9 protein-coding genes are annotated in these 12,122 nt (G+C 65.7%); 2 read left to right on the top strand and 7 right to left on the bottom strand.

Features of this window, described 5'->3' with window-relative positions; all coding sequences use genetic code 11:
* The first annotated feature begins 40 nt into the window (after positions 1–40).
* Both RAD04_RS04330 and RAD04_RS04335 read left to right on the top strand, forming a co-directional pair.
* Complete coding sequence (locus RAD04_RS04330; RefSeq protein WP_461622786.1) at positions 41–1,234, top strand: efflux RND transporter periplasmic adaptor subunit; 1,194 nt, start codon at positions 41–43, stop codon at positions 1,232–1,234.
* Between the two features lie 6 nt (positions 1,235–1,240).
* Positions 1,241–4,396, top strand: coding sequence for a multidrug efflux RND transporter permease subunit (locus tag RAD04_RS04335; protein ID WP_461622787.1), 3,156 nt, complete (start codon positions 1,241–1,243; stop codon positions 4,394–4,396).
* A gap of 154 nt (positions 4,397–4,550) precedes the next feature.
* Here the strand turns inward: RAD04_RS04335 and RAD04_RS04340 are convergent, their stop codons facing one another.
* The 7 genes from RAD04_RS04340 to gap form a co-directional block, all read right to left on the bottom strand.
* Positions 4,551–5,342 (bottom strand): inositol monophosphatase family protein, encoded by a 792-nt coding sequence (locus tag RAD04_RS04340; protein WP_038971383.1) that lies wholly within the window; start codon positions 5,340–5,342, stop codon positions 4,551–4,553.
* An 82-nt stretch (positions 5,343–5,424) separates the two neighbouring features.
* A complete protein-coding gene (locus RAD04_RS04345) occupies positions 5,425–6,498 on the bottom strand; it encodes a tetratricopeptide repeat protein (RefSeq protein ID WP_461622788.1) in 1,074 nt (357 codons plus the stop codon).
* Between the two features lie 8 nt (positions 6,499–6,506).
* Positions 6,507–7,196, bottom strand: a complete 690-nt coding sequence (locus tag RAD04_RS04350) for a thiamine phosphate synthase (protein WP_461622789.1) — start codon at positions 7,194–7,196, stop codon at positions 6,507–6,509.
* 3 nt (positions 7,197–7,199) lie between these two features.
* Positions 7,200–8,225 (bottom strand): class I fructose-bisphosphate aldolase, encoded by a 1,026-nt coding sequence (locus RAD04_RS04355; RefSeq protein ID WP_461622790.1) that lies wholly within the window; start codon positions 8,223–8,225, stop codon positions 7,200–7,202.
* A 275-nt stretch (positions 8,226–8,500) separates the two neighbouring features.
* A complete protein-coding gene (fba, locus tag RAD04_RS04360) occupies positions 8,501–9,568 on the bottom strand; it encodes a class II fructose-bisphosphate aldolase (protein WP_091955995.1) in 1,068 nt (355 codons plus the stop codon).
* A 56-nt stretch (positions 9,569–9,624) separates the two neighbouring features.
* A complete protein-coding gene (locus tag RAD04_RS04365) occupies positions 9,625–10,821 on the bottom strand; it encodes a phosphoglycerate kinase (RefSeq protein WP_461622791.1) in 1,197 nt (398 codons plus the stop codon).
* Between the two features lie 149 nt (positions 10,822–10,970).
* Complete coding sequence (gap, locus tag RAD04_RS04370) at positions 10,971–11,978, bottom strand: type I glyceraldehyde-3-phosphate dehydrogenase (protein ID WP_091955997.1); 1,008 nt, start codon at positions 11,976–11,978, stop codon at positions 10,971–10,973.
* Positions 11,979–12,122 lie beyond the last annotated feature (144 nt).

A 12,122-nucleotide genomic window follows, 5' to 3' on the forward strand; every position in this document is an offset into this window, starting at 1 on the left:
GAGCGTAATCAGTTTCAACAATATCGGGGCACTAAACTTCATGTCAGGACTTCGCGCGCGATCGGCATGCGTTGCAATACTGCTCGCGGCCCTGGCGCCGCTGCTTGGTGCTTGCGATGAATCCAGCTCCGCCGTGTCTGCCGCCCCGCCCACCTATCCGGACGTCAGCATCGTCATCGTCAAGCCGCAGCCGCGCGCCGTGGTCCGGGAATTGCCCGGCCGCATCGCGCCGACGCGCGTCTCTGACGTGCGGCCGCGCGTCTCCGGCATCGTGGTGGAACGCCTGTTCCGCCAGGGCAGCGAGGTGAAGGCAGGCGATCCGCTCTACCGCATCGATCCACGTCCGTTCGAGGTCGAGGTGCTGGCCAACGAGGCGGCGCTCGCCAAGGCCGAGGCCGCCCTGATGCAGGCCAGGCAGCAGGCGCACCGCATCGCCACCCTGACCAAGGATCGCGCCGCCCCGGAAGCCGAGAACGAAAAGGCGATCGCGGCCGAGCGCCAGGCCTATGCCGAGGTCGAGGGCCGTAAGGCCGAGCTCGCGCGCGCCAAGCTCAATCTCGACTACGCCACCGTGCGCGCGCCGATCGACGGCGTCGTCGGTGCGGCCCTCGTCAGCGAGGGCGCGCTCGCCGTGCAGAACGAGACCAATCTCGCCACCATCCAGCAGCTCGATCCGATCTACGCCGACTTCACCCAGTCGGTGACCGAGCTCAACCAGCTCCGCCGCGCCTTCGAGACCGGCGACCTTGAGCGCATCGCCTCCGATGCCGCCAAGGTGCATCTGGTGCTCGACGACAACACGCTCTATTCGCTCGACGGCAAGCTGCTGTTCTCCGACGCCAAGGTCGATGCCCACACCGGGCAGGTGACGTTGCGCGGCGAGTTCCCCAATCCGAAGCGCGAACTGCTGCCGGGCATGTATGTCCGTGTCCGCATCGACCAGGGTCTCGATAGCGACGCGATCGCGGTGCCGCAGCAGGCGATCCAGCGCAATGGCGGCGGCGGCAGCGAAGTGTTCGTCGTCAAGGACGACAACCACATCGCGGTGCAGCCGGTGCGCACGGGGTCGGTGCAGGACGGAATCTGGTTCATCACCGAAGGCCTGAAGGCCGGCGACAAGGTCGTGGTCGAGGGCTTCCAGAAGTTCGCCGCCGGCGACAAGGTCAAGCCGCAATCCTGGTCGGAGGCGGACGCGACCGCGGACAACCGGCACGCCCAGAAGCTCACGCGGTAACGCGCCATGGCGAGTTTCTTCATCGACAGGCCAATCTTTGCCTGGGTGGTCGCGCTGTTCATCTGCTTGATCGGCGCGATTGCCGTGCCGCTGCTGCCGATCGCGCAATATCCGATCATCGCGCCGCCCTCGATCTCGATCTCGACCAGCTATCCCGGCGCCTCGCCCGAGAACCTCTACAACAGCGTCACGCGCCTGATCGAGGAGGAGCTCAACGGCGCCTCCGGCATCCTCAATTTCGAATCGACCAGCGACTCGCTCGGCCAAGTCGAGATCATCGCCAATTTCCAGCCCGGCACAAATACCAACGACGCCTCGGTCGAGGTGCAGAACCGCATCAAGCGGGTCGAGGCGCGCCTGCCGCGCGCGGTGATTCAGCAGGGTATCCTGATCGAGGAAGCCTCGAGCGCGGTGCTCCAGATCATCACGCTGAATTCGACCGACGGCAGCCTCGACGAGGTCGGGCTCGGCGACTTCATGATCCGCAACGTGCTCGGCGAAGTCCGCCGCATCCCCGGCGTCGGCCGCGCCACGCTCTATTCGACCGAGCGCTCGCTTCGCGTCTGGGTCGATCCGGCCAAGCTCGTCGGCTACGGGCTCACCGCCGACGACGTCAACAAGGCCATTGCCGCGCAGAACGCGCAGGTCGCGTCGGGCAGCATCGGCGCCGAGCCCTCTACGTCGAGCCAGCGCACCTCCTCGCTGGTGCTGGTCAAGGGCCAGCTCTCTTCCCCGGATGAATTCGGCGCCATCATCCTGCGCGCCAATGCCGACGGCTCGACCGTGCGCCTGCGCGACGTTGCACGCATCGAGGTCGGCGGCCTCAGCTACCAGTTCAACACGCGCCTGAACGGCAAGCCAACCGCGGGTCTGTCGGTGCTGATGTCGCCGACCGGCAATGCGCTGGCGACCGCGAGCGCGGTCGAAGAGAAGATGAAGGAGCTGTCGCGGTTCTTCCCGGCCAACATCACTTACGAGATTCCCTACAACATCACGCCGGTGGTCGAGGCTTCGATCAAGAAGGTGCTGATGACGCTGGTCGAAGCCGTGGTGCTGGTGTTCGTGGTGATGTTCCTGTTCCTCCAGAACATCCGCTACACCATCATCCCGACCATCGTTGTGCCGGTGGCGCTTCTGGGCGCCTGCACCACGCTGCTGCTCGCCGGCTATTCCATCAACATGCTCTCGATGTTCGGCATGGTGCTCGCGGTCGGCATCCTCGTCGACGACGCCATCGTCGTGGTCGAGAACGTCGAGCGCATCATGAGCGAGGAGGGGCTGCCGCCGAAGGAGGCGACGCGCAAGGCGATGTCGCAGATATCGGGCGCCATCATCGGCATCACGCTGGTGCTGATGGCGGTGTTCGTGCCGATGGCATTCTTCCCGGGATCGGTCGGCATCATCTACCGCCAGTTCTCCGTGACGATGGTCGCTGCGATCGGCTTCTCCGCGTTCCTGGCGCTGTCGCTGACGCCGGCTCTGTGCGCGACCTTGCTCAAGCCCGTCGCGGCCGGCCACGGTCATGCGAAGCGGGGCGTGTTCGGCTGGTTCAACCGCGTGCTCGAAGGCAGCAAGGAAGGCTATTCCCGCACCGTCGGCTTCTCGCTGAAGCGCACCGGCCGGCTGATGCTGGTCTATGTCGCGCTGCTCGTCGGCCTGTCCTGGGCCTTCGTCAGCCTGCCGGGCGGCTTCCTGCCGATCGACGACCAGGGCTTCGTCACCACCGACGTGCAGACGCCGTCGGATTCGTCCTATCCCCGCACCGAGGCCGTGATCGAGAAGGTCGAGAAATATCTCGCCGAACGGCCGGGCGTGAAGGATGTCACCTTCCTCACCGGCTTCAGCTTCTCCGGCCAGGGCATGAACACCGCGCAGGCCTTCATCACGCTGAAGGACTGGTCGGAGCGTGGACCGAAGGATTCGGCCGCGGCGATCGTCAACGACATCAACCGCGATCTGGGGGCGTCGATCCGCGATGCCAAAATCTCCGCGCTGCAGCCGCCGCCGATCGACAATCTCGGAAACTCGTCGGGCTTCTCGTTCCGCCTCCAGGATCGCGGACAGAAGGGCTATCCGGCCTTGATGCGCGCCGCCGATCAGTTGATCGCGGAAGCCAACGCCAGTGCCGTGCTTCAGAAGGTCTATGTCGAGGGCCTGCCGGAGGCCGGGGTGGTCAATCTCATGATCGACCGCGAGAAGGCCGGCGCCTTCGGCGTCACCTTCGAGGACATCAACAACACGATCTCGACCAATCTCGGCTCGAACTACATCAACGACTTCCCGAACCGCGGCCGCATGCAGCGCGTCGTGGTGCAGGCCGACGCCCGCGACCGCATGCGGACCGAGGACATCCTCAACTACAACGTCAAGAACAGCCGCGGTCAGCTGGTGCCGTTCTCGTCCTTCGCCACGGTGGAATGGGCGCGAGGCCCGACCCAGATCGCAGGCTTCAACTATTATCCGGCGGTGCGCATCTCGGGCGAGGCCAAGCCCGGCTTCACCTCGGGTGATGCGATCGCCGAGATGGAGCGCCTTGCCGGCCGGCTGCCGCGCGGCTTCGGTTACGAATGGACCGGACAGTCGCTCCAGGAGAAGCTGTCGGGCTCGCAGGCGCCATTCCTGCTCGGCCTGTCGGTGTTCGTGGTGTTCCTGTGCCTCGCCGCGCTTTACGAGAGCTGGACCATTCCGCTCGCGGTGCTGCTCACGGTGCCGCTCGGCATCGTCGGCGCGGTGATCGCGGCCATGCTGCGCGGCCTGCCCAACGACGTCTATTTCACCGTCGGCCTGATCACCATCATCGGCCTTGCGGCAAAGGACGCGATCCTGATCATCGAATTCGCCAAGGATCTGCGGAAAGAAGGCAAGCCGCTGGTGGAAGCCACCATCGAGGCCTGCCGCCTGCGCTTCCGCCCGATCCTGATGACGGGCCTCGCCTTCATCTGCGGCGTGCTGCCGATGGCCATCGCCCACGGCGCCGGCGGCGCCAGCCAGCAGGCGCTCGGCAGCATCGTGATGGGCGGCATGATCGCGGTGGTGATCCTGGCGCTCTTGATGGTGCCGGTGTTCTTCGTCTCGGTGCAGCGCGTGCTGGCTGGGGATCGGGAGCCGAAGGCTGCGAGGGAAGGCGAGGCGTACGGCCCGCCGGCACAGGTCAAGTCATAAGGCAAACTGTCATGACCCGCCTGGTGCGCAATTGCGCACGGGGGCGGGGCATCCAGTACGCTGCGGCTTCTCCGTATCCCACGAGCGTCTCTGGAATACTGGATCATCCGCCTTTGCGGATGATGACAGCGGGTGCGATGCGCGAGGCTTCGCCTTACGCTGGCTTCCGCAAAATCTTCACCAATTCCCCGTGCACGTACTCATTCCCGCACACCACGTGCCCGGTAACCAGCGCATCGCCCGGCGTCGCGATGTCGCTCACGGTGCCGCCGGCTTCGCGCACCATCAGCATGCCGGCGGCGATGTCCCAGGATTGCAGATTGCGCTCCCAATAGCCGTCGAGGCGGCCGGCGGCGACGAAGGCGAGATCGAGCGAGGCGGCGCCGAAACGGCGCAGGCCTGCGACGCGGTCCTGGATCGCGGTCATCTCGCGGCGGAATTCCTCGTGGTCGCCCCGGCCGATATGGGGCAGGCCGCAGGCCACCACGCATTCGTTGAGCTGGCGGCGGCCGGCGACGCGCAGGCGCTGGTCGTTGAGGAAGGCGCCTTTGCCGCGCTCGGCGATGTAGAGCTCGTCATTGGCGGGGTTGTAGATCACGCCCGCAATGATCGTGCCCTCGCGCACGAGGCCGATCGAGATCGCGAATTGCGGGATGCCGTGCAGGAAGTTGGTGGTGCCGTCGAGCGGGTCGACGATCCAGGTGTGGCTCTTGTCGGAGCCCTCGCGCGTGCCGCCCTCCTCGCCGATGAAGCCGTAGCCGGGCCGCGCCTTGGCGAGGTCCTGGTAGAGGATCTCCTCGGCGCGCTTGTCGGCGAGCGAGACGAAATTGGCCGGCCCCTTCAGCGAGACCTGGAGATGCTCGATCTCGCCGAGATCGCGCTTGAGGCTGCGGCCGGCGCGGCGCGCGGCTTTGACCATGACGTTGATAGTGGCGGAATACAGCATGAGCTCTGGTCTTGATCGGGGGAAATGGCGGGAAATCGCGCCTGTTCGGGATTGGGTGCCCTGCAAGGGCCCTCAGGTCAAGTCATTTGGTCCCGAGCCATTTTTTGGCGGCAGCCTCCGCCTTGGCCCGGTCTTCGGCCGGCAGGTCGGACAATTGCTTGTCGAGCTCCGGGTCGCCCTTGCCGGCGGTTTTGGCCACCAGGTGCCATTTGAAGCCCTCGACCTTGTCCACGGACGTGCCCACGCCGTTGATCAGCACCCACGCCAGCCGGTTCTGCGCGATCGCGCTGCCCTGGCGGGATGCCTTGCGGAGCATGGCGACGGCAGCCGGCTGGTTCTTCGGGGTGCCGGTGCCGTTGAACATGGCGATGGCATATTCGACCTCGGCGTCGACATTGTCGGCGAGCGAAGCGGCCTGGAGCAGCCGCACCGAGCGTTCCGGGTCCTTCGGCACGCCGGTGCCCTCCTTGTAGAAGGTCGCCAGCGCGTATTGCGCCTCGGGCAGGCCCGCATCGGCGGCCTGGCGTAGCAGCTCGGCTGAGCGCTTCACGTCCTGCGGCAGGGTCTGGCCGTCGAGATAGAGCAGAGCGAGGTTATAGGCCGCCCTGGGCTCGCCGAGCTTGGCGGCCGACGCCATCAGCTTGACCGCATCGCTCTTGTCGACCGGGCCGCCGCGGCCCGAAATGCGCAGCATGGAGAGCGCGAACATCGCCTCGCGGTCGCCGGCATCGGCCGCGCGCTTGTACCATTCGGCCGCCTTGGCGTAGTCGCGCCGCATGCCCATGGCATTGGAATAGAGCTCGCCGAGCATGGTCATCGCCTTGGGGTCGCCGGCTTGCGCGCGGGCGGTGGCGAGGTCGAACGCGGTCTTGTATTGACCGCGCTGATAGGCGCCGAACACCAGATCGACATTGGAATTGTCGGTGGAAGGGGTGGGGATCACGGTCGCCGGCTTGGGCGAGGAGGTCGGCTTGGGCGAGGCTGACGGCTTCGGCGCCGGCGCGGCCTCTTTCTTCTTGGTGAGCGCGTGCGGCTTGGACTTTTGCTTCTCAGGCGCCGCGCTCGGCGTTGCGGCCGGCGGGGTGATCTGGAGCTGCGCGGCCGCGGGCACTGTGAGCAGCAGCGTAGCCAGCATGGTAATGCAGGGGAGCTTCATGTCGGGCGCTAGCCGTGCTCCTGGCCCGCAGGATCCTGGCCCGCAAGCGCCGTCGCATGGGCTTTCTTGATCACAGCGTCGACCTCGATCAGCGCGGCCTTGGGCCCGCGCGGATCGGCCCAGATGAACTCGCCGACCAGGACGAAATCGGCGCCGCTGGCAGCAAAATCGTGAGCTTCTTGCAGCGACATCGCAAAGCCGACGCAGGGCGGCTCGAACAGCTCGGCCCACCAGTCGAGCCGTTCCGCGATCGCTTGCGCCTGGGGACGCTGGCCTTTCGCATCGGGCTCGCCGAACAGCACGTAATCCGCGCCCATCTCGCCCGCATCCATGGAATGGTGCCGCGTCGTCAGCCCGCCAACCCCGGCGATGCGATCGGGCTTGAGCGATGGCAGCGCCTCTTTCAGCGCAGCGATGCCGGGGAGGTGCGCGCCGTCGGCGCCGCCGCGCGCGACCAGCTCGGCATGGTCCTCGACGAGCAGCGCTGCGCCCGCTTTCTGCGCCGGCGGCGCGAGCGCCTTGATGCGCGAGATCATGGTGCGCTGGTCGGTCTCCTTCAGCCGCAGCAGCACGGCCGCGACGTCGGCGGCGGCGAGCAGGCCCGGCAGCTCGGCGACGAGCGCAGCGGGATCATCGACGACGGGCGTCGCGAGATAGAGGCGCGGCGCCGGGCGCGGCGGAGGCGGTTTGTTCGACAAGATCTAGGCTGCCTTCTTTTCCAGGCTACTTTGCCATTCGCCCTTTGAGGCGAGGCCGTTCATTCGCGCGCGATGGCTGAAGGCGGTTTGGCCAGCCGCGACGTTCTCGGCCTTGCCGGACCAGGCTTTCTGCGGCGCGGCCTGCAGGGCGCGGCCGTAGGAGAAGGTCAGGCCCCAGGGCAGCGGGCCGAGCTTGTGCATGGCGTTGAGATGCGCGGTCGCCTCCTCATCCGACTGGCCGCCGGAGAGGAAGGCGATGCCGGGCACGGCCGCGGGCACGCAGGCCCTGAGCAGCCGTATCGTCTTCTCGGCGACCTCCTCGACGGAGGCCTGCTTTGCGCATTTCTTGCCGGATATCGCCATGTTGGGCTTGAGCACCATGCCTTCGAGCGCGACGCGCTGCACGCGCAATTCCTGAAACGTCTTGTTGAGCACGCGGGTCGTCACCTCATAGCAGCGGTCGATGTCGTGATCACCGTCCATCAGCACCTCGGGCTCGACGATCGGCACGATCTGTGCGGCCTGGCACAGCGCGGCATAGCGGGCCAGCGCATGGGCGTTGACGCTGATCGCGGTCATCGAGGGGATGCCGCTGCCGATATCGATCACCGCGCGCCATTTGGCGAAGCGCGCGCCGCGCTCATAGTACTTCTTCAACCGCTCCGCGAGCCTGTCGAGCCCGACCGTCACGAGCTCGCCGGGGCACATCGGCAAGGCTTGCGTGCCCTCGTCGACCTTGATGCCGGGAATGGCGCCGCTCTGTTCGATCAGCCTGACCAGCGGCGTGCCGTCCTTGGCATCCTGCCAGATCGTCTCGTCATAGAGGATCACGCCGGAAATATACTGGCTCATGGCCTCCGTGGAGCGGAACAGCATCTCGCGATAGTCGCGGCGGTTGTCTTCGGTCGAGTCCACGCCGATCGCGTCAAAACGCTTCTTGATGGTGCCGGAGGATTCGTCGGCGGCGAGGATACCCTTGCCTGATACGACCATGGCGGTCGCGATCCTGTTGAGCTCAGTCAGATTCATCGAGAGGTCCTCCCAAAACGATTCTGCCCTTGCCCGTGAAAATAGACCGTTCTCGGGCAATTGCCGAGTTAACGTTCGTCGCAGGGTAAAGAGGGATTTCTGTCATTCGGGATGCGCCGAAAGGCGCAGGCCCGGAATCCATAACCCCAGGCTGTGGTTATGGATTCCGGGCCCACACGGAGCCTGTCATCGGGCCACGCATTCGCGCGGACCCGTTGGCGTGTCCCGGAATGACCCGGGAATGGGCTTGAGCGGCTTACGCCACCGCGCGATCGCTACGCGACGCGGGGGTCGAGCTCGCCCTTGGCGTAGCGCTTGGCCATCTCGGCGGTGGTCAGGACCTTCTTGATCTTGGAGGCCTGGCCGGCGGTGTTGAACTCCTGGAGCCGCTGCTTGCACAGCTTGGTCATGGCTTCCATGGCGGGCTTCAGGTACTTGCGCGGATCGAACTCTTCCGGATTGTCCTTGAGCACTTTCCGGATCTGGCCGGTCATGGCCATACGGTTGTCGGTGTCGATGTTGATCTTGCGCACGCCGTTCTTGATGCCGCGCTGGATCTCGGACACAGGCACGCCCCAGGTCGGCTTCATCTTGCCGCCATTGGCATTGATGATCTCCTGCAGGTCCTGCGGCACCGACGAAGAGCCGTGCATCACCAGATGCGTGTTCGGCAGCTTGCGGTGGATCTCCTCGATCACGTTCATGGCGAGAATGTCGCCGTCCGGCTTGCGGGTGAACTTGTAGGCGCCGTGCGAGGTCCCCATCGCGATCGCGAGCGCGTCGACCCTGGTCTCCTGGACGAACTTCACGGCCTCGTCCGGATTGGTCAGGAGCTGGTCGTGGCTGAGCTTGCCTTCGGCGCCGTGGCCGTCTTCCTTGTCGCCCATGCCGGTTTCGAGCGAGCCGAGCACGCCGAGCTCGCCTTCCACCGAGATGCCGCCGAGATGGGCCATGTCGGTCACGGTCTTGGTGACGCCGACATTGTAGCCCCAATCGCCGGGGGTCTTGCCGTCGGCCTTGAGCGAGCCGTCCATCATCACCGAGGTGAAGCCGGCCTGGATCGCGGTCATGCAGGTCGCCGGCTCGTTGCCGTGGTCGAGATGCACGCAGACCGGAATGTGCGGATAGATCTCGGTCACCGCGTCCATCATGTGCTTGAGCATGACGTCGTTGGCGTAGGAGCGCGCACCGCGCGAGGCCTGGATGATGACGGGCGCGTCGACCTGGTTGGCCGCGTCCATGATCGCCAGCGCCTGCTCCATATTGTTGATGTTGAAGGCCGGTACGCCGTAATCGTTCTCCGCCGCGTGGTCGAGCAATTGACGTAACGTGATCCGAGCCATCTGTCTTTTTCTCCCGTTGGGGCCTTGCGGGGCCGCTGATTACTCGCCGATCTGGCTTACTTGACGCGCAAAACCTCGACGCCGGGCAGGGGCTTGCCTTCCATCCATTCGAGGAACGCGCCACCGGCGGTCGAGACATAGGTGAAGTCACCGGCCACATGGGCCTGGTTGAGCGCCGCGACGGTGTCGCCGCCGCCTGCGATCGAGATCAGCTTCTTGGCCTTGGTGCGCTCGGCGGCGTGCCGGGCGGCCGCGACGGTACCGCGATCGAACGGCTGCATCTCGAAGGCGCCGAGCGGTCCGTTCCAGACCAGGGTCGCCGCATCGTCGATCGCGGCGTGGACGCGGGCGATCGATTGCGGGCCGACATCGAGGATCATGCCGTCGGCCGGGATCGCATCGAGCCCGTAGGCGTGCGACGGCGCGTTGGCAGCGAAATGATAGGCAACGGTGGCGTCCACGGGCAGGATGATGGCGCAATTGGCGGCTTCCGCCTTCTCCATGATGCGCAGCGCGGTCGGCGCGAGATCCTTCTCGGCCAGCGACTTGCCGACGCCGACGCCCTGGGCGTGCAGGAAGGTGTTGGCCATGCCGCCGCCGATCACGAGCGCATCGACCTTGCTGACGAGGTTTTCGAGCAGGTCGATCTTGGTCGAGACTTTTGCGCCGCCGATGATCGCGATGACAGGCTTGGTCGGCGAGCCCAGGGCCTTCTCCAGCGCATCTAGCTCGGCCTGCATGGTGCGGCCGGCATAGGCCGGCAGCTTGTGGCCGAGGCCTTCGGTCGTGGCGTGGGCGCGGTGCGCCGCCGAGAACGCGTCATTGACCCAGATGTCGCCGAGCTTTGCCAATTCCGCGACGAAGGCCGGATCGTTCTTTTCCTCTTCCTTGTGGAAGCGGGTGTTTTCCAGACACAGGATGTCGCCGTCGTTCAGGCTGGCAACGGCCTTGGCCGCGGGCTCCCCGATGCAGTCGTCGGCGAAGGCGACCGGCTTCTTCACCACCTTCGACAATGCTTCAGCGACGGGCTTGAGCGAGTCCTTGGCATCGCGCCCCTTCGGCCGGCCGAAATGGGCGAGCAGGATGACCTTGCCGCCCTTGTCCGAGATTTCGGTGATGGTCGGCGCGACGCGCTCGAGCCGGGTCGTGTCGCTGACGCGGCCATTGTCCATGGGCACGTTGAGATCGACGCGCAGCAACACGCGCTTGCCCTTCACGTCGACGTCGTCGAGGGTGCGGAATTTGTTGGTCATCGGAGGCCCTTGTCCCGGGCGCACTGCGGCGCGCAGTGCCGCTGTGCAGAACCGGGACCCACGTTGCGGCGAGTCCCGCGGTTAAGATGGGTCCCGGCTCTGCGGAGCAGCGCAAGCGCGCTGCACCGCGTCCGGGACACGAGACCTTGTTAGATCACCTTCGCGATCGCGACGGCGGTGTCCGCCATGCGGTTCGAGAAGCCCCACTCGTTGTCGTACCAGGACATCACGCGCACCAGCGTGCCGTTCTGCACCTTGGTCTGGTCCTCGTGGAAGGTCGAGGAGTGCGGGTCGTGGTTGAAGTCGATCGAGACGTTCGGCGCGGTGGTGTAGCCGAGGATGCCCTTGAGCTGCTGCTCGCTGGCGCGCTTCATCGCCGCGTTGATCTCCTTGGCGTCGGTGGCGCGCTTGGCGATGATCTTGAGGTCGACGACCGAGACGTTCGGGGTCGGCACGCGGATCGCGACGCCGTCGAGCTTGCCCTTGAGCTCCGGCAGCACGAGGCCGATCGCCTTCGCAGCACCGGTCGAGGTCGGGATCATCGACATCGCAGCCGCACGGCCGCGATAGAGATCCTTGTGCATCGTATCGAGCGTCGGCTGGTCGCCGGTATAGGCGTGGATGGTCGTCATGAAGCCGGTCTCGATGCCGACGAGATCGTTCAGCACCTTGGCAACCGGCGCCAGGCAGTTGGTGGTGCAGGAGCCGTTGGAGATGACCAGGTGCTCCTTGGTCAGCGTCTCATGGTTGACGCCGTAGACGATGGTGGCGTCGGCGCCGTCGGCGGGCGCGGAGACCAGCACGCGCTTGGCGCCGGCGGTCAGATGCGCGGACGCCTTGTCCTTCGAGGTGAAGATGCCGGTGCATTCCATCGCGATGTCGACGCCGAGATCCTTCCACGGCAGCTTCGAGGGATCGCGCTCGGCGGTCACCTTGATCTTGCCGCCACCGAGATTGATCGTATCGCCGTCGACGGTCACGGTGCCGGGGAAACGGCCATGGACGCTGTCGAAACGGAGCAGATGGGCGTTGGTCTCGACCGGACCGAGGTCATTGATGCCGACGACCTCGATGTCCTTGCGGCCGGACTCGGCGATAGCCCGCAGGATGTTGCGGCCGATGCGGCCAAAACCGTTAATTCCGACGCGGACTGCCATGTTTCGTCTCCTTCAATGACCGTTGTCATCCCGCACAACGCGCTATGCGCGCCTGCGAGGGTTTTTTAGGGGCGGGCGCCCGGTTCGGCCGGGCGGTGCTTGATCATATGAGAGATTACGTAGTCCTTTTTTGCGGCAAGCTCA

The organism is Bradyrhizobium sp. 25ACV (assembly GCF_054863005.1).

What these genes read in the sequence shown, in the direction of transcription:
- RAD04_RS04355 (WP_461622790.1), bottom strand. Translation starts at nt 8,225, where the DNA reads ATGAATCTGACTGAGCTCAACAGGATCGCGACCGCCATGGTCGTATCA.
- RAD04_RS04335 (WP_461622787.1), top strand. Translation starts at nt 1,241, where the DNA reads ATGGCGAGTTTCTTCATCGACAGGCCAATCTTTGCCTGGGTGGTCGCG.
- fba (WP_091955995.1), bottom strand. Translation starts at nt 9,568, where the DNA reads ATGGCTCGGATCACGTTACGTCAATTGCTCGACCACGCGGCGGAGAAC.
- RAD04_RS04330 (WP_461622786.1), top strand. Translation starts at nt 41, where the DNA reads ATGTCAGGACTTCGCGCGCGATCGGCATGCGTTGCAATACTGCTCGCG.
- RAD04_RS04345 (WP_461622788.1), bottom strand. Translation starts at nt 6,498, where the DNA reads ATGAAGCTCCCCTGCATTACCATGCTGGCTACGCTGCTGCTCACAGTG.
- RAD04_RS04365 (WP_461622791.1), bottom strand. Translation starts at nt 10,821, where the DNA reads ATGACCAACAAATTCCGCACCCTCGACGACGTCGACGTGAAGGGCAAG.
- gap (WP_091955997.1), bottom strand. Translation starts at nt 11,978, where the DNA reads ATGGCAGTCCGCGTCGGAATTAACGGTTTTGGCCGCATCGGCCGCAAC.
- RAD04_RS04340 (WP_038971383.1), bottom strand. Translation starts at nt 5,342, where the DNA reads ATGCTGTATTCCGCCACTATCAACGTCATGGTCAAAGCCGCGCGCCGC.